This window comes from Psychrobacter sp. GP33, assembly GCF_014119005.1.
In the GTDB taxonomy this organism is placed as follows: Bacteria; Pseudomonadota; Gammaproteobacteria; order Pseudomonadales; family Moraxellaceae; genus Psychrobacter.
Window position 1 is genome coordinate 20,686 of record NZ_JACGYX010000004.1, and the last position, 18,138, is coordinate 38,823.

Sequence of the window (18,138 nt, forward strand, 5' to 3'; positions counted from 1 at the left end):
CTTTTCGTTACTCTTGCAATGAGATTCTTTTTTTATTGGTATTAATGCTATAGCGATTTCATAATGATCAAACGCTAATTTTATGCGATTTCATTTTGCATACTTTCTATTAATTGTTTGCCGCATTTAATTAACAAACGCTGCATCACGTGCATGCGATATTCACGGCTCGCTCTAACATCAGTCATTGGCGAGACATCTTGTGGCAACACTTGTGCTGCCTTTTTAAAACTAGCAACATCAATAGGTTGATTGATAAGTGCTTGCTCACAGTGAGTTGCTAGTAGTGGTATCGCTGCCATACCGCCTAGACCGAATTTTGCATTACTAATTGTCATACCATCTGCTGAAAGGGCAATTTTTGCGGCAAGTAGACAAGCAGAAATATCATCTTCGTAACGCTTACTAATCTTGTGAATAAATAAATGCTGATTGTCTTGCATCAATGGAATATGAAGGGCAACAATATAGCTACCAGCGCGCAGCTTGGTCTGCTTATAATCTAGGAAAAATTCTGATAAGGGTATGGTCTCATCAGTATAAAGCTGTCCGACAAGGTCGTTATTTAAAATATCGCAGTGACGCAAATGAATACGCGCCTCTAATGCCAATAAAATCGGCGGCAAATCACCAATTGGTGATGCATTAGCGACATTACCACCAATAGTGCCCATATTACGGATTTGCGGGGATGCAATGCGCTCGAACAAGTTTGCAAATTTAGGAAAATACTGTTCAAGTATTGGCAGCATTTTTTTGTAGCTCATGCCAGCACCAAGAACTAACTCTTGAGAGGATGATTGAGAGTTAGCAGTGTCTTCGATATCAGCCAACGACCAAGACTTTAATTCCTCAACAGCGGACAGCTGAACAATGACGTCATGGTCGACTAAGTGCTGCGTGATGCTCAAGCCCAAGTCTGTGCCACCTGCCCAAATAGTCGCTTTTGGATGGGCTGCTAAAACTTGATTCAGCTCATCAATAGATTGTGGCATAAATAATTGTCGCGAGCCTTCGGTGAGTGCCGGTTCTATTCTTCCTGTTTTAGAAATTGACTCTTTTTGATTTGTATTTATTTGAGTATTTGCCATCGCATCCGTGGCTAGGTTTATAGTTAAGTTTTTTACTGCTGTTTGATCGGTATCTCGTTGCTGACCAATTTTTCCCATCATCAAACCTGCATCTATAATAGGTCGGTAGCCTGTACACCGGCATAAATTCCCTGATATTGAGGCGACAATATCGTCATAACTCAAATTATTATCATTTTGTTTACCACTGGCAGCATTTTGACCTTTTTCCAGACGTTTATTTTCATACACACTGGCAAGCGACATCACAAATCCTGGAGTACAAAAGCCGCACTGTGAGCCATGACATTCGACCATGGCCTGCTGAGCCGGATGCAAGCGCGCACGCTCTGGATGATTCTCAGGATTTTCCGCTAAATAAGATGCCGTCATAACATGATGACCATCCATTAGCGACAATAATGTGATACAAGAATTTAGCGTATAAAAAGGCTCTGGTTTAGAATTATTCGCGTCACCCATTGGCAACCGCTGCGCCATGACCGTACAAGCACCGCAATCGCCGCTGCCACATCCTTCTTTGGTATCCGTTTGCCGCGCATGCAGACGCAAATACTCAAGCACCGTGGTATTAGGATTAAGGTGGGTAAGCTCATGGCGCTTGCCGTTGAGATAAAATTTAATCATAGCAATACTCGGCTGTCAAAATAAAAGGGAGATAAAAGAATGCTTTTATCTAATCGAATAATAAAATGTTAACAACCAATATCTCAAAAGATAGACGCACGTCAATGCACCGCCTTTAAGGTAGTATTTGATAATTATGAACATAAAATTTATACGATGATGCTCATCATACCTACATCAATACTGAGAGTTATACATGTATTGAATAAGCTGACTGCCTATATGACTACTGACTCGCTCAGGCTTAATCGAAGTGAATTTTGGAATTTAGTATTTATTAATAATATCATCTCATCAATAAAACTAAAAACAAAAGTATAGTTTTTTGTTACTGAGTTTTAAAACGGAAAACGTCTTTAATCATAGAAAACCTATCCTTTGTTAGTGGCAACAAGCTAACTTTCCTTGTTAGTTGTAGAAAATTATTACTTAAAAAACAATTACTAATCTATTGATGAGCCATTGTGTGATGGATAAATAACTACAGAGTTAACTTATACTAGCAGCATACTTATTTAACTTGCAACTTAAAAAGCATAACTTCTAAGCTAGAAATAAAACAATGTGGCGAATCGAAAAAAACCTATGAACGCAGTCGGTTTCACCATTTCACAACGTAAGAGCCACTCTTAAAAGGATAAGCCATAAAAGGCAATCAATCCTTATTCATCATTGCATGAAAAATAAGTGCTGACTGCTAATTTTATAGCTTACTCTAATATTTGATGTTGGACAAATGGCTGCCATATTCACTCATCGCTACCGACTATCTATTCCGTTCCCAGCTCAAGCAAACTGGCATTGCCACCAATCGCAGTAGTATTAATGGTTCTGACCCGTTCAGTGACAAAACGATACATATAATCAGGCGCTAGCATCTCTACTAAGCCGACCATATCTGTGACCGCAATTACTTGCGTCAGGATACCATCAGTACCTGCCAGCTTTTGGCTAATGGCTTGCACCTCAGCTCGACTACCAGCGACGCCAACTTGAGCTAAGCGATCGATATGCAATAAGGTAACGGTTTGTGAATCATTGGCAATGCTAATTACATCCTCACTAATGCCCGCTTGATACAGCGCCTTTACTGCAGCAATGCACATCTCATCTTGGCTTGGACAATGTAGAATCACCTCATTTCCAGTTAACAATGCAGCAACCAATTGTCCCAGTATCGCCATGGTTTTAGCAGATTCGCCACCAATAACCATGGTTTTACCACGCGCCGTAATATATAAGTCATTAGACTCGCCCGTTGCACCAATCATTCGCTGCACGTCATCAAGCTTTGGCGCAAAGCTTAACAAATGAGCAAACAAGCGCCGCGCTTTATTGGCATTACCCGTCAGTAGTGCCAATTTAGGCAGCGCCAGTTCAAGATAACTTGCGCGTTCAATGGCTGTCAATAATCGCCAAGCTTCACAAATTTGGGCATGATTTTCTTTAAATTCAGTCGCCATGTTGCTACTCCTTATGCGATATCGGCTTGAATAGAGAATGAAACGCTGTCTGCGCTTACTAGAGGTTTAGTGGTGAGCTGCATTAAACGGGCGACATAATGGGGACCGCCAGCTTTGGGACCGGTTCCTGACAAACCGCAGCCACCAAAAGGCTGGACGTTGACTATCGCACCAATTTGGTTACGATTGATGTAAGTATTTCCTACCAGCGCGCGGCGCTCGATATGTTCAACGATATTTTCAATACGGCTATGAATACCTAAGGTTAAGCCAAAACCCGTTGCATTAATAGCATCAATCAGCTTATCCAAATCGCGTGCTTGATAGCGCAATACGTGCAATATAGGACCGAAATGCTCACCGCCGATGACATCGATACTTTTTACTTCAATCGCAGTTGGCAAAACGAAAGTAGACTTCTCTTGACTAACTACCGAGCTTGCACTCATCGTTGCTTGCGCTAAAATATTGGCAGTTGGCTCAGCTTGCATACGTTCAATATGCGCTTCGAGCCCCTTTTTGGCATCGTTATCAATGACTGGTCCGACGTCAGTAGTGACCTGAGTAGGATTGCCCACGACCAATTCAGCCATCGTGCCTTGAAGTAGCTCGATTAAGCCATCCGCCACTTCTTCTTGCACACATAGGACACGACATGCTGAACAACGCTGACCTGCTGACCCAAAGGCGGATAGTACCGCATCGCGTACCACTTGCTCCGGTAAAGCCGTTGAATCGACAATCATGGCATTTTGACCGCCAGTTTCAGCGATAAATATCGGCAACTCACCATTTGCTTGCGGATTAGCGTTCAAGCTTTGATTAATACGCTGCGCGGTTTGGGTCGAACCGGTAAAAATTACGCCAGCAATGTTATTTGCTGTGGTCAAAGCTCCACCCACGTCGCCAGCACCAGTAACAAATTGAAGCGCCTCAGGAAGCACGCCCGCTTGATACATGAGTTGCGCACCAAAATGAGAGATTAAGCTGGTTTGTTCAGCAGGTTTAGCAACCACCGTATTACCTGCTGCCAATGCCGCAACGATTTGCCCGGTATAAATTGCCAATGGAAAGTTCCATGGGCTAATACAGACAAAGGTTCCACGCGCTTTATAGACTTGATGCAACGGCATGCCGGATAAATCAGTAATTTCATGTACGATGCCATCGAGACGCTCAGCTTCATCGGCATAAAAGCGGCAGAAATCAACCGCTTCTTTAATCTCATCAATACTGTCTTGAATCGTCTTGCCTGCTTCTACCTGACATAATGCCATTAATTCAGCGTAATTTTCTTCATACAAATCGGCTATTTTTCGCAAAATAGTCGCACGCTGCGATGCCGATACTAATTGCCATGCCTTTTGTCCAGCCACTGCTGCATCTATCGCTTGTTTGGCAACGTCAGCGTTGGCATAACGCACGTCACCAGCGATAACGTCATGATTCCAAGGAGCACGCACTTTATGGCTGTCAAGGATAGTAGATACGCCCTCTACTGTGAACTCATTGACTGCTTGTCCATTAATAATAGGTGCTGCTGACCACGTTTTATTTAATTGCGCATCTATCGCCGCTTTAAATGGGTGCCACTGTGACTCAACAAAGATATTAGGACCGAAACTTGCGCGACGCGAGCCATAGATATCCAGTGGCAATGGAATGTCGGGATTATGCAAATTATCATTCGCAAGCAGCTTGTCATACGGATGTACGACCAGTTTATCTATCGGATAAGACTTGTCTAATAACTGATGGACAAAGGAGCTGTTCGCGCCATTTTCAAGTAAACGACGCACTAAATACGGTAGCAAATCTTTATGCGCGCCAACGGGTGCATAAATGCGTACCGGAATATTATAGGCTTGCAAAATATGGTCATAGAGCGCATCACCCATGCCATGTAGGCGCTGAAACTCAAAGTCTCGGTGCGTACTCATGGTCATCACGGTTGCAAGCGTATGCGCGTTATGAGTCGCAAATTGTGGCCAAATTAGCCCACGTAAATGCTCCGATAATAAGAAGCGTGCACACGCTAGATACGCAGTATCCGTGCCTTCTTTTCGCGTCCATACCGGATATCCGGATAGCCCTTTTTGCTGAGCCAATTTAATCTCCGTATCCCAATATGCGCCTTTTACCAAGCGCAATGGAATGCGGTCACCAACTTCCGTAGATAAACGCGCCAGCCATGCAAAAATCGCAATTGCACGTTTTGAATACCCTTGCACTACCAAGCCCAAACCATCCCAACCAGCGGTTAACGGATCACGATATAACGATTCAAATAATTTTAGTGAAATCTCAAGACGATCCGCTTCTTCAGCATCGATACTAAGATCAACATTGACCTCACGAGCCGCTTCGATTAGTAACAGGCAACGTTGACGCAGTAAGCCCATCACTTGCGCTTCTTGCGTGGCTTCGTAACGTGGATGCAGCGCTGACAGCTTAATAGAAACTGATGGCTTCGGCATACCGTCTTTTACTTTGATACTGGCAGTTGCCTTAATCGCATGCAGATAGTCATTAAAATACTTTTCCGCATCGCGATTGGTAATTGCCGCCTCTCCCAGCATATCGAATGAATAGGTATAACCTTTATCACGGTAACTTTTGCTATTTTTGTTGGCGTCTTCGATGGTTTCACCCAATACAAACTGATGCCCCATAATGCGCATGGCTTTTTGCATTGCCGCACGAATCATCGGCTCGCCCATCTTTTTGGTCATCCGATCCAAAAATCCTGACGCGGTGGTACTGCTATCAATGCTAACCACACGACCGGTCATCATCAGCCCCCATGTCGAGGCATTGACAATCAAACCATTATCATCTTTTAAATGCTTTTTCCAATCCGCCACGCTCATTTTGTCACGAATCAGCGCATCAGCCGTATAGTTATCCGGCACTCGAATCAGCGCTTCTGCTAAACTCATCAGCAAAATGCCTTCTTGGGTATCTAAGCTATATTCTAATAATAGCGAATCTACCATTTTGACTGCTTTGCCATCATTACGCACATGCTCAACCAGCTTGCGTGTCTGTTCAGCAGCAGCGTCACGCTCTACATCAGTCGGTTTAGCAAGTGGCAACAATGCCGTCAACCAGCGGTCTTCGTCAGCACTATATAAAGGCGAAATACGCGCATACAGCTCAGCCGCTGACTGCTTGATATAATCTGGCGCAAGCAAATCAGTTGGATTAAATAAAATCGGTTCTTGCGGGGTAAACTGATCTAAGGGGTTCATACCAACTCCGTAATGGTCATATAGAGGATTAACATAAGCAAAATAGTATTTACACTTCTGAAAGTTAAATGTGCTATTCAATTATGCAAAGGCAACAACGATCAGCTAAGCGGCATTAGTGCCTTCTTCTTGTTGGTCGTGAATAAAATCAGCTCAGGAGATGTTTGCTTGATTACTCTTTATTGATGCCTTCTTAAAGAACAAATAAAGCATATTTAGCAAAAAACTGTGCGCTGATTTACCGCTTATTCACTATAAGAAAAACCTCTACGGCGTTGATTGAGGTGATGCGCTTAACTCGATTATGGTATCACGGAAAACCGGTGCAAACTAATGCAATCATTTGGCTGCATACGCGCGTATAGCTTTTAAAAACAATTAGTTACCATAATCTTACCAATATATGGTTTCAATCATAACTTTTTGTTTGCTATTACCTAACTCACCTATTTTTTAGTACTGATTCATAACTTTGCTTTACTGTTCTCAATATTACTTTTATAAATAAATATTTTGCATTTTCCAAAAAAAACCTTCTTATCGCACAATGATAAGAAGGTTTTTTAATTATTTTCACTCTTTATAAAGCGCTATATTGCAAATACTATGATTCTACATTATAAAAAATGCCGCTTTGTACTATAAAAATATGATTTTTGATAATAGCACTAACGTCAATATCCATACCGGAATGCTTACTTCCTCATATCTGCCCGTTAGTAACTTAACCGCAGTAAAAGTGATAAACCCTAATGCAATACCATCGGCAACTGAATAGGTTAATGGGGTAAATAATAACACCACTACAACCGGTCCAGCTTCCGTCAAATCACCCCATTCGATATCTTTTAATGTCGCCATCATTAACACGGCGACATAAAAAATAGCGCCCGCCGTTGCATAAGCAGGAATCATACCTGCCAGCGGTGCAAAGAAGGTACTGAGTAAAAACATCACTCCAACCGTGACTGCCATCAAGCCGGTGCGCCCGCCCGTGGCAATACCTGACACACTTTCAATATAACTGGTTGTTGATGAAGTACCAAGTAAGGTACCAGCTACTGTTGCCGTTGAATCGGCAAGTAACGCCTTACCCATGTTAGGAATCTTACCATCTTTACCAATAAGACCTGCTTGACTGGTGGTAGCAATCAACGTACCTGCCGTATCAAATAAATCGACGAATAAAAAGGCAAAAATGACACTGATCATTCCTACATCAAAGGCACCGGCAATATCTAGCTGCATGAACGTCGGCGCAATTGACGGCGGCGCTGACATGATGCCAGTAAACTGCGTATGACCGGTTAATAAACTGACTAACGCCACCAATAAAATACCAATGGTCACAGCACCCGGTACTTTTCGATAAGACAAAGCTAAAATAACAATAAAGCCTAATGCTGCCATTGCGGGTGAAAACGTCGTCATGTCGCCAAGACCGACCAATGTGGCGTCATTATTCACAATCACGCCTGAGCTTTGTAACGAGATAAAAGCTAAAAAAGCACCAATACCAGCAACGACGCCCTGTTTTAAACACATGGGAATGGCATTAATAATTACTTCGCGAATTTTAAATAAGCTTAGTAAGACAAAAATACACCCAGACAAAAAAACCGCGCCAAGTGCAGTTTGCCACGCGTAGCCCATGCCCAGCACCACGCCATAGGTAAAGAAGGCGTTGAGCCCCATACCCGGTGCCAGCGCGACTGGCAGGCGAGCATAAATCCCCATAATAAAGCAGCCGATTGCCGCAGCAAGACAAGTCGCCACGAAGACAGCGCCTTTATCCATTCCTGCTTCTGCCAAGACATTAGGGTTCACAAAGATGATATAAGCCATCGTTAAAAACGTGGTTAATCCGGCTAAAACTTCTGTTTTGACCGTGGTATTTTCACCGTTTATCCCAAAATAGCGTTCAATTGCGTTCATGAGCGTCGCTTCCAACTGGAGAGTGAAAAAGTTACAATTAGTAAAAACCAAGAAAATAACGTCAAAAAATGGATATTCTCATTAGAAAGCTATAGTAACAAAGGTTAACATTTTAGAGAATATTACCTACAAATTCAATAAATACCCCCACTCTTAAATTAAGACAAAATCATTCCCATAATTTTATTAAACAATAGTTTACTAATATTTGAAAGTATTTAATCGTTAATAAAAGCGCAAGAGTTGAGTATTAACCATATTAATAAATGACCTTTGATGCTTTTAGCAGTACACTAGCAGATTATTGGCAGCATACGCTTGCCATTCTGAATTATCCTAATACTATGGCATACTTTTGTACGCTTTATTTTACCCCTTATATAAGCTTCGTTATTAGAAGTTTTCACTAATTTAAGAATAAGATACATCCGCTTAAATTGGTTATTGTTCATCGTCAGTGAGTCTGTTATATGCCCGAATCTTTAAATATTATTGACCTTATTACCCAAGCAAGCCTACTGGTAAAAATTGTGATGGGGTTATTGTTGCTCGCATCTTTGGTCAGCTGGGTAATTATTTTTCGCCTAAGCGCGCGTTTGGGAACCGCTAAAAACTTTGATGAGCAGTTTGAGACATGGTTTTGGTCAGGCGAAGATTTAGCCAAGCTTTATCAAGGTATTCAAGGCTCACCTGACCGCCAAGGGCTTGAGCAGATTTTTTATGTCGGCTTTTCTGAATATTTAAGAATGCACAAAAAACGCCAGCCAAAAGACGATATCATTGATGGCGTTGAGCGCAAACTACGCGTAGGACTTGGGCGTCAACAGCAGCAGCTCGAATCTGGTATTGCTACCCTTGCCAGCATTGGCTCTGTCGCCCCGTATGTCGGACTATTCGGTACGGTCTGGGGCATCATGAATGCCTTTTTAGGACTGTCACAAAACGAGCAAGCATCGATTGCTACCGTTGCCCCAGGTATTGCTGAAGCGCTTATTGCCACGGCGATGGGTCTGTTTGCAGCTATCCCTGCAGTATTGGCATACAACCATTTTACTTCTAAATCAAGTCGACTGTATGATTCACGCGCCCTGTTTTGTGATGAAATGACTGGTATGTTGCAGCGTGAAACCAGTACTGAGCATCCTACGGTTGTGACCGCCACTACTCAAGTTGCCAAAGCTAGTCAGGTTGCAGGACGATAATGCTATGAAACCAAGTCCGTATGCCCGTAAAAAAGTAGCGCTCAATTCTGATATGAATGTGGTGCCCTACATTGATGTAATGTTGGTGTTGTTGGTTATTTTTATGGTCACAACGCCAATGCTAACTACAGGCGTTGATGTTGATTTGCCTAAAGAGCAAACCAAAACTATTACCCAAAGTCAGCTGCCCGTGATTGTATCCTTAACAGGCAGTGGCGAGATATTTATCAGTTATGAAAATAATATTGATGTACCTATCAGTGAACCTGAGCTAATTGATACCTTGTCAAACTTGCAAGCCAAAGGCAAGGCGGACGCATTACAGCCCTTACAAGTGATGATTAATGCTGACCAAAATAATCAATATGGCGCGATTATGGGACTGATGGCAAACTTACAACAGGCAGGCATTCAAAAGGTCGGTTTATTGACTGGTGCGCCTTTACCAACGCCCAAACTATAATATGTCTATATTTTATAGCTGCTATTTTGTAATGTGCCTATGTTTTAATCTACTTATATTTTAATAGACATTATTGCAACTAGTAACTGATGATTAAAACTTACGATCTTAAGTTATAATGAAACAGATTTGCTTAATTTATCATTCGATAAATCACGACCAAGAGTATTTAAGTGTCCAAGAATATTAAAATAATGAATCTTGCTCCTGTCGTCTACGTGCCTACCGAACCTGAAGGTAACGGTATTACGCTACCTACGCTGCTCAGTGTATTGGCACATGGTATCGTGCTTGGGATATTGATTTATACCTATCAGCATATGGACGTCGATACCGTAGGTAGTCTTGAGACCACAATGGTATCTCCAGAACAGCTGGCGGAGATGCAAGGGCAAATCCTTGCCAATCGCGCGGCAGCGTCTGATGGTACGCAAAATGATAGCAATGCCAGTGGCGCAGTTAGCAATGAGCCATTTAATAGCAATAATGCCAATAATGCTGGCGCAAATAGTGCGCAGTCCACTTCACAGCGCGTGCCTGTATTTATGCAATCCGACAACCCTGCCGATGGCTATAGCGAAGCACCCATACTCATGAGTCAAGAGCAGCATGAGCGCCTATCTGAGCAGTCGCAATCGTATGAAAGTGAGCTTGCTGAATGGGCAGCGCAGCAAGAAGAGTTAACGCTTGAACGACTGGAACGCATTGAAGAAAATAAAAAAAGCGATAATAATGAAGGAAGTGCGCGCTTAAAAGAATTGCGTGACAAAAAAAACAACCCACCAAAGATTGAAAAGCCTACCAGCTCACAGCGTAATATAGAAATCAACTCCGGAAGCTCAGGTGGCGGCGGTAAAAATTATAGCTTATCAGACGGTCAGTCTACACTATCTGGGGATGCGTCAACGTCTAGTACCTCTAAAGGCAGTAGCCGCTCCGCCTCCAGTGGCAGTCGCGGCGCAAGTAATAGCGAGATTATTAATTTAATCAAACGAAACTATAATCCACCGACCGCTGCTCAAGGCTCAACCCAGCGCGCAACCTTAACCATTACCGTCAATAGCAGTGGCGATGTGGTCAATGTCTCTGCATCAGGTTCAGATAGCGCCGTGAATGACGCCGCAAAACAGGCAGTGATGAGCACGCGCAATTTACCAATTGATACTGACGATCCTAAATATCCAACCTTTACCATACAGTTTAAAGGCAGCAATTAAGCCGTTGCGCAAATGAGATATACTAGCAATTTTTATATTAAGTGAGTTGTCTCGTTTATAAGACTCACTTATCGCTAGTCAGTCCTGCATGTGATAAAAAATGGTCTATAAAACTGCTCTATAAAAATAATTATCCCCCGATTTCAGGAGTTCTATTTGGTCATGCGCACCCATAAAAAACTATTAATAACCCTACTTGCCAGCGCCTCGGGATTCCTCGTTGCGCCTAATTTATTTGCCGCGCCCGTGGTATTAGAATTGGATTATGAGATTCCAGTCCAGCAAACCCAAGTGGCTTTTGTACCTTTTGCTGGAGATTCTGTTTTATCACCCATTATTTTTAACGACTTAAGCCGAACTGAGCTTAGTGTCACCAATAAAAACCTACCCCAGCAGCCACGCAGCAGTAGTGAGCTTGCAGGAACATTGCCTGTCTGGCAACAATTAGGTATTCCTTATTTGGTCGTTGGCAGCACACGAACCGATCGCGGCAAGATTATCACCGATTATGAAGTCATTGACGTCAAGACAGGACGCGTGATTGAAGGCAAACAAAGCCTATCTGCTAATAAAGATGCCTCAAGCATGCGTTATGCCGGGCACGTTATTGCGGATAAAGTGTACGAACTTATCACTGGCATTCCAGGTGACTTCTCCGGTCGTATCGCTTATATTGAAGAAAGCGGACGCGGTAAAGACAAAGTATCACGCCTAAAAGTCATGGATGCGGACGGTGAAAACGCAACCACCATTACCGAAGTAAAAGGCTCAATTTTCTCACCATCGTGGTCGCCAGATGCCTCGCGCATTGCCTACGCGGTGCAACGCGACAAATCTTATCCACTCATTTATGTACAAAACGTCAGCGGCGGTGCGGCAACTGTCATCACACCATTTAAAGGCAGCAACTTAAGTCCTTCATTTTCCCCTGATGGCAGTAAAATCCTGTTCTCTAGTAGTTTTGAAGGTAGCTCACACATTTACGAAACCAGCGCCAGCGGCGGTACGCCAAGACGCTTAACCAGTTGGCCGAGCAGTGAAGTGCAGCCAAGCTACGCACCAGATGGTAAGTCCTTTGTTTTTGTCTCCGATAAAGCAGGCTTTAATAAGCCGCAAATCTATCGCTATGAGTTTGGTTCAAGACGTATCACCAAAGTATCTGGCGGCGGTTATGCAACCAGCCCGCAATTTAGTAGCGATGGTAAACAAATTGCTTTTTTAAGTGGACGTTCCGCTGCTATCATGAACAGTAGTGGTGGCGTGACGGCAAACCTTGGCAGCACGGGCATTGATGAAGCACCTAGCTTTTCGCCTAATGGTAAACGCGTGGTCTATGCCTCAACTCAAGGTGGTAAAGGCGTGTTAACCATTAAATCTTTGAATGGCGGACAATCTTTTGGCAAGTCTGGTCAAGGGATTATCCGCTCACCCGTCTGGTCAGCAAGTCCTAAATAATATTATATAATTAACAAATATGAAGTACAAAAAAGCGCTTAATAATATTATTAAGCGCTTTTTTAATGCCTTACTGATAATTACTTACTAACAATTCAATAATGGGAATTTGACAACTTTATTGCAGTAATGACAATACAATCTTTTCTCATAAAACTACTCACTATGCAATCACTGATCCCAAGGGTCAAGATCTGATGGCATCGCATGTCGAAGCTGTGCCACATCCTCAGCCGTTACTGGGTCTTTATAACCATTTAACTCAGTACGAATATATTGAGTGACTGCCGCCATCTGTTCATCATCCATCATCCTATGGAACGACGGCATACCACGGAAGCCATTAATTAAAATATCGATGATATAGTATTTTGATTCCATTTTACTATTGTTCGCTAGGGGCGGATAATATCCTGCACCGATTGCGCCCTCACCTTTATGCATATGACAGGCAGCACATGATTCATGGTACAGTTTTTTGCCATCGTTGGTGCTGTACGAGTTGTCATCGCCAAAGATAGTATGCCACTGTTTTAGCTCAGGGTCATCGGCTATCGTTGGCAGCGCTTTAACATCTAGAAGGTTACCACGTGGCTCAGCCAGCTCTTCACGGCTCATATAGACACCGCCCCAAGCCCCATTATTACGACTGGATTGTACATTATAGCCATCGACAGTATCGGCCTGCTTGACGTTTGCTGTTTTACCCGCTGGCTCAGCAATAGTCGGTGCATCTTTATCCGCCGATGAGCAGCCGGACAGTAATACCATGGCTAGGCTGATACTAGTAATGGCTGTCAAGACTGGATATTTATAATCTTTCATAATCACCTCTTTATTTCTTAATCTGTGACAGCTTAATTTATGACAGATAGCTATACCGCAAGCTTCGCTCTTTGATGAAGCCGCTTTGCTGTATCCAACCCAGACAAAATCGCGCCTTCTTGCCAAGCAGGAATATATGAGCAATGCTCACCTGCCAGCACAATACGATTATCGATACTACAAAGCGTATCATAATACTGCGCGCGACTGGACTCACTCCAAATGCCATAGCAGCCCAATGTCCACGGGATACGGTGCCACACCACAGACGTACCTGCCTTAAACTCCTTCGTATATTGCGGATGAATATGCTTGCCATAAGCCAGTGCAGCATCGATACGTTGCTGGGGTGTTAGCGCATTGAACTTATAAGAGGTTGCACCATAACCATAACCACCTAACAACACGCCCGGACCATCGCCAAACATATTGTCTGATGGATAAGAGATTTGCGTAATCGGCATATCAGTGTAAGTGACGCCACCATAAATCCACTCGTCTTCTTCCCAAAAACGGCGCTTGAATTCTAATCCAACTTTAAATGAGGTTTCATAAGGTACAGCTGCCATCGCCTGTTTCATCGATTTTGAGACATTGACATCCAGCTGGGTCAATACCGTTAATGGAATAGTACAGATACACCAATCAGCACGAGCTATTTTTGCAACACTACCACCGTTATTGGTATCAACATAATGGACACTCACACCATTATCATCTTGGTTGATACGGGTGACTTTAGCATTTAGGGTAATCATTTCTTGGCATTCACGGGTGAAAGCATCACCAATTTTACCCATACCGCCAACAGGCTGAAACATGGTCGGATGATGGCTATAAGTCGTGAAATTGGATAAGTCTGACCACATACCTGACTGTAATAAGGCATTTAACGGAATAGGTTTGGAAGATTTCGACTCCGGCATCAAGCCACCACCTGGATACACTTCGAACCCTCGATAAAATCCTGTGTCATGACTACGCTCATAGCGGTAGTCTTTGTTCAGCACGCCCCAGCCTTTCAACCCCTCAAGAAGCATTTCTTTATCTTCAGTATTAACTGAACGGTCGAGACCACCGACATTCACCGCTTTTGATAGCAGTTCTGAGACATGGCCTCTAACATCTGCCTGCACATCGCCCAACCGCTGCGGTACACCATTAAAATGATTGGCACGGTGTAAATAAGCGCGCGAGTTTTCTTGAATAAACGGCTCCATTGCCACACCAAACTTCTTACAATAATGCAATACGCCATAGTGATGACTAGGTAACCGCCAAGGTCCGCCGTTCAGATAATTGCCTTTTTCAAAATCACAAGTAACCACTTCGCCACCAAGCTCTGTATAGCTCTCACCTGCATTGACCGTCCAGCTACGCCCACCACCACGGTTTTGATATTCTAGCACTTTGACGCTATAACCCGCTTTACGTAGCTCGTAAGCGGCGGTAAGACCTGCAAGACCTGCGCCTAAAATAATAATACTGGCACCAGGAGGCGCGCCTTTAAGGTCCATTCCTGCTTTAAAGCTTGACTCGGAGGCAAACCCTAAAGTGGTCATTGCTTGATACATGGCGGTTGCCCCTGCCGTCTTACCAATCATACTGAGTAATTGCCGGCGTGTTGGGGACTTAAGCGTGTCTGTCATCGTCCTATCCTTTTAGATCTTGCAAGCAGATCATATCTAAACTGTCTTAATTATTATCAACTGATTATTAGTGAGTCGAAGCGCTATTAATAAGTATGACTCTTCCGACGCAATAACCAGCGTACCAATAAACCAAGTAGTAGCAATGCTACGATGATGCCAAGCCCTGCTAATATTCCTGCATATTTAATCAAAAAAGGCTGAGCAGGTTTGGTGGTCATAATCCGATCAACATCAGCAACACTGACATTACTGTCTTTAAGACCACCAAAATTAACACGAACGTAATTGGCAATACCAGCTATCTGTTCTGCATTCAAATCTTCTGAAAATCCTGGCATTTTAGGACTGGTATTGGTTGCGCCATCAACCCCATGCACGATAACATTGACAAGAGCGTCAGGTTTCTCACGGCGGATACTGCTCAGACCAACAATAGGCGCGTAACGAGCATCAGGCTGACCGTATCCATTAATACCATGACAACTGCCACAAGCCGCAAGATAAAGGGCTTCAGGAGAATTACTACCACCTGCAACACTGGCTTTCGCTTGCTCTAAATAGTCTATTTGAGCAATCAAATCATGAGTAATAGACTCGTTAATTGGTTTTGGTAAACGCGACACATCAACAGGAGTAACTTTATCGTCGGCTTGAATAGCAGGAACTGCTTTTAGATAAGATGCTATCGCACCTAAATCTTCGTCTTTAAGATAGCGTGTACTGTGCGCCACTGCCTCGCCCATCGGTCCACCTGCATAGGCACGCTGATCAAGCTCACCCGTACGCAAATAAGTGACGATATCTTGCTCACTCCAACTGCCAATACCGCTTGACTTGTCAGGCGTAATATTTGGCGCATGCCAGTTACCCAAAGGCGCACCTGATAGATATTTTTGCTTATTAAAGCCCATCGTACTATTACGTGGCGTGTGACATGTGCCGCAATGCTCTAAATTATTAACAAGATATTCACCGCGTTGCTGTACTTTAGTCAATCCATCGCGTTTTTCTGTTGATGGAACATTAATCGCATTCCACCCGACCATTAAAATACGAAAGTTAAACGGAAATGGTAGTTTGGTTTCATATTCCGGGGCTTCATCCACTGCTGGCACGGTTTGAAGATAAGCAAATAACGCATCAATATCATTATCAGTCATACCGCTAAATGAAGGATACGGCATGGCAGGATAAAGCATACCGTCAGGAGCACGACCTTTATGCAAAACATTTTTAAGATCAGATTTGGTATAATTACCAATACCATAGCGTTTGGATGGAGTAATATTGGTTGAATAAATATCGCCCATCGGTGTGGCAATCGGTGAGCCTCCAGCATAGTTTTCGCCATGGCATGCCACACAGTCAGCAGAGCGAGCGATATAAGCACCTCGGTTGGCAAGGTCGCTATTAGCAGGGCTCACATTGGGTAACATGATACCCTCAGCCATGGCGGTACTGGATATGACGCCCATAGCAAGCATCGATAGCATTATAGAAAATGGCTTCATAACATCCTCATCTCGCGGGCTATTTATAATAATTTAAGTCCTTTAAATAGCTTACTTATATCAATTCTTCTCAATTCTGCGCAGCAGCTTTTGCTGTTATAAAACATATATTGCTTAAAAGTGTTTGCTTTGCCCTATTACAGTAAAACTATTTCGTCAATATTGCTTGGTTATTAACTTATCTCTCTAATTTCTTTACATAACTATCAGTAAAGCTAAACACAGAATTTATTGATACATTATCATTTATGAATTACAAAAGATGGTATTAAGATAAATTAGCTGGTTCTCCGCCATATAAAAAAATTTAATAGTTACTTGATATATAGCGATAGAAACAAAAGCGAAGAAAAGATATAAATGAAGGCATTAACTTACTATAATGTCTGCCTTTATATAATATCTACCTCTATTAATAGCATATATATAGATTAATTTTTATTGGCGATGTTTATTTCAGTCTTGTACAAGATGCTATCGCCAACGATTTATTATGATGAGAATCATTATGAAAATATTTAATTTGAGCTGCTTACTTGTGGTATTAACGCTTCTAAGCGGTTGTCAGTCTTTTCAGTTTGTTGAAAGTCCTATTCCAGTTACCAGTCACTTTTCCTATATTGATGAAGTATCGCCTACGAAATGAGACATTAATTACAATCGGTAGGCAGTTAGGCATGACAGTAGATAAATAAAAAGAGCAGATACTTATTCTAGTATCTGCTCTTTTTATTTATCTTTGGCTAATTTAAAAAATTAGGGTGTTGGTTTATCTTGCAGGCTGATGCTTAAGCACTGTTTTTGCCACATGATCGCCAAACCAGATAGCGGTGTCAATATCTCCTTGTCCTGGCGTTTCTTCAGGTGGCGCATTCACCGACTGGGTCATTAAGCCTAAAAAGCTGGATAGACGATTTAAATCATTTTCATTGTGACCTGTTGGCATCAGCGGCATACCAATCCAATTCATCCCGTGCTGCATAGCGAATAAGCAAATTTGTTGTAATACAGCAAGTTTATCGCCGCTTAAACCGCCAGAGTTGGCGAATCCTGCCGCCCATTTTCCTTCCCATTTGCGATGATACCAGCGTTTTGAGGTCTCATCCATAAAGGTTTTAAACGCTGCTGGTGCACTACCCATATAGACGGCACTGCCAAAAATCAGCACATCTGCGGCATCTACAAAATCCCAATCCACATCATGAATATCTATCGCTTTAACCTGTGATTCTGGCAACTGTTGGCGCGCACCCATGGCGACTGCTTCAGCAACGCGCTTGGTATGACCATAACTGCTATGATAGATGACGGCGAACGTGACATTAGACGGAGTATCAGTGCCATTAGCAGGCTGTAAAGATGGCGTTACAGGTGTATTCATACAAACTCTAATACTCTAGTCATAAATGATAAAAACGAATTAAAAATGAGGATAAAAAGAAACAG

Annotated in this window: 12 protein-coding genes; 4 read left to right on the plus strand and 8 right to left on the minus strand. The window is 42.8% G+C overall.

The genetic code is table 11. From position 1 onward, the window contains the following. Positions 1–80 precede the first annotated feature (80 nt). From xdhA to H2245_RS06565, 4 genes are all read right to left on the minus strand, one after another. Positions 81–1,718: a xanthine dehydrogenase small subunit gene (xdhA, locus tag H2245_RS06550; protein WP_182406602.1), complete on the minus strand. Its 1,638-nt coding sequence runs from the start codon at positions 1,716–1,718 to the stop codon at positions 81–83. A gap of 770 nt (positions 1,719–2,488) precedes the next feature. Then, entirely contained in the window at positions 2,489–3,181 is a 693-nt protein-coding gene (locus H2245_RS06555; RefSeq protein ID WP_182406603.1) for a 1-pyrroline-5-carboxylate dehydrogenase, read from the minus strand. 11 nt (positions 3,182–3,192) lie between these two features. Next, positions 3,193–6,432: a bifunctional proline dehydrogenase/L-glutamate gamma-semialdehyde dehydrogenase PutA gene (gene putA / locus H2245_RS06560; RefSeq protein WP_182406604.1), complete on the minus strand. Its 3,240-nt coding sequence runs from the start codon at positions 6,430–6,432 to the stop codon at positions 3,193–3,195. Positions 6,433–7,071: 639 nt separating this feature from the next. After that, entirely contained in the window at positions 7,072–8,367 is a 1,296-nt protein-coding gene (locus H2245_RS06565) for an NCS2 family permease (RefSeq protein ID WP_182406605.1), read from the minus strand. 470 nt (positions 8,368–8,837) lie between these two features. Here H2245_RS06565 and tolQ point away from each other — a divergent pair, with 470 nt between their 5' ends. From tolQ to H2245_RS06585, 4 genes are all read left to right on the plus strand, one after another. Then, positions 8,838–9,569: a protein TolQ gene (tolQ, locus tag H2245_RS06570; protein WP_182406606.1), complete on the plus strand. Its 732-nt coding sequence runs from the start codon at positions 8,838–8,840 to the stop codon at positions 9,567–9,569. Positions 9,570–9,573: 4 nt separating this feature from the next. Next, a complete protein-coding gene (gene tolR / locus H2245_RS06575) occupies positions 9,574–10,032 on the plus strand; it encodes a protein TolR (RefSeq protein ID WP_182406607.1) in 459 nt (152 codons plus the stop codon). Positions 10,033–10,226: 194 nt separating this feature from the next. Next, the gene (locus H2245_RS06580) at positions 10,227–11,249 is read left to right on the plus strand and encodes a cell envelope integrity protein TolA (RefSeq protein WP_182406825.1); all 1,023 of its coding nucleotides are present in this window, start codon (positions 10,227–10,229) and stop codon (positions 11,247–11,249) included. A gap of 162 nt (positions 11,250–11,411) precedes the next feature. Next, positions 11,412–12,704, plus strand: a complete 1,293-nt coding sequence (locus H2245_RS06585; protein ID WP_182406608.1) for a PD40 domain-containing protein — start codon at positions 11,412–11,414, stop codon at positions 12,702–12,704. 171 nt (positions 12,705–12,875) lie between these two features. Here H2245_RS06585 and H2245_RS06590 read toward each other — a convergent pair whose 3' ends face one another. From H2245_RS06590 to H2245_RS06605, 4 genes are all read right to left on the minus strand, one after another. Then, the gene (locus tag H2245_RS06590) at positions 12,876–13,529 is read right to left on the minus strand and encodes a cytochrome c (protein WP_182406609.1); all 654 of its coding nucleotides are present in this window, start codon (positions 13,527–13,529) and stop codon (positions 12,876–12,878) included. A gap of 50 nt (positions 13,530–13,579) precedes the next feature. Beyond that, the gene (locus H2245_RS06595) at positions 13,580–15,178 is read right to left on the minus strand and encodes a flavin monoamine oxidase family protein (protein WP_182406610.1); all 1,599 of its coding nucleotides are present in this window, start codon (positions 15,176–15,178) and stop codon (positions 13,580–13,582) included. Positions 15,179–15,264: 86 nt separating this feature from the next. After that, entirely contained in the window at positions 15,265–16,692 is a 1,428-nt protein-coding gene (locus tag H2245_RS06600) for a cytochrome c (RefSeq protein ID WP_182406611.1), read from the minus strand. 769 nt (positions 16,693–17,461) lie between these two features. Next, the gene (locus H2245_RS06605) at positions 17,462–18,073 is read right to left on the minus strand and encodes a flavodoxin family protein (RefSeq protein WP_182406612.1); all 612 of its coding nucleotides are present in this window, start codon (positions 18,071–18,073) and stop codon (positions 17,462–17,464) included. Between the last annotated feature and the right edge of the window lie 65 nt (positions 18,074–18,138).

Coding starts and splice junctions, on each gene's coding strand:
- putA (WP_182406604.1), bottom strand. CDS start 6,432: ATGAACCCCTTAGATCAGTTTACCCCGCAAGAACCGATTTTATTTAAT.
- H2245_RS06590 (WP_182406609.1), bottom strand. CDS start 13,529: ATGAAAGATTATAAATATCCAGTCTTGACAGCCATTACTAGTATCAGC.
- H2245_RS06595 (WP_182406610.1), bottom strand. CDS start 15,178: ATGACAGACACGCTTAAGTCCCCAACACGCCGGCAATTACTCAGTATG.
- H2245_RS06600 (WP_182406611.1), bottom strand. CDS start 16,692: ATGAAGCCATTTTCTATAATGCTATCGATGCTTGCTATGGGCGTCATA.
- tolQ (WP_182406606.1), top strand. CDS start 8,838: ATGCCCGAATCTTTAAATATTATTGACCTTATTACCCAAGCAAGCCTA.
- H2245_RS06605 (WP_182406612.1), bottom strand. CDS start 18,073: ATGAATACACCTGTAACGCCATCTTTACAGCCTGCTAATGGCACTGAT.
- tolR (WP_182406607.1), top strand. CDS start 9,574: ATGAAACCAAGTCCGTATGCCCGTAAAAAAGTAGCGCTCAATTCTGAT.
- H2245_RS06585 (WP_182406608.1), top strand. CDS start 11,412: ATGCGCACCCATAAAAAACTATTAATAACCCTACTTGCCAGCGCCTCG.
- H2245_RS06580 (WP_182406825.1), top strand. CDS start 10,227: ATGAATCTTGCTCCTGTCGTCTACGTGCCTACCGAACCTGAAGGTAAC.
- H2245_RS06565 (WP_182406605.1), bottom strand. CDS start 8,367: ATGAACGCAATTGAACGCTATTTTGGGATAAACGGTGAAAATACCACG.
- xdhA (WP_182406602.1), bottom strand. CDS start 1,718: ATGATTAAATTTTATCTCAACGGCAAGCGCCATGAGCTTACCCACCTT.
- H2245_RS06555 (WP_182406603.1), bottom strand. CDS start 3,181: ATGGCGACTGAATTTAAAGAAAATCATGCCCAAATTTGTGAAGCTTGG.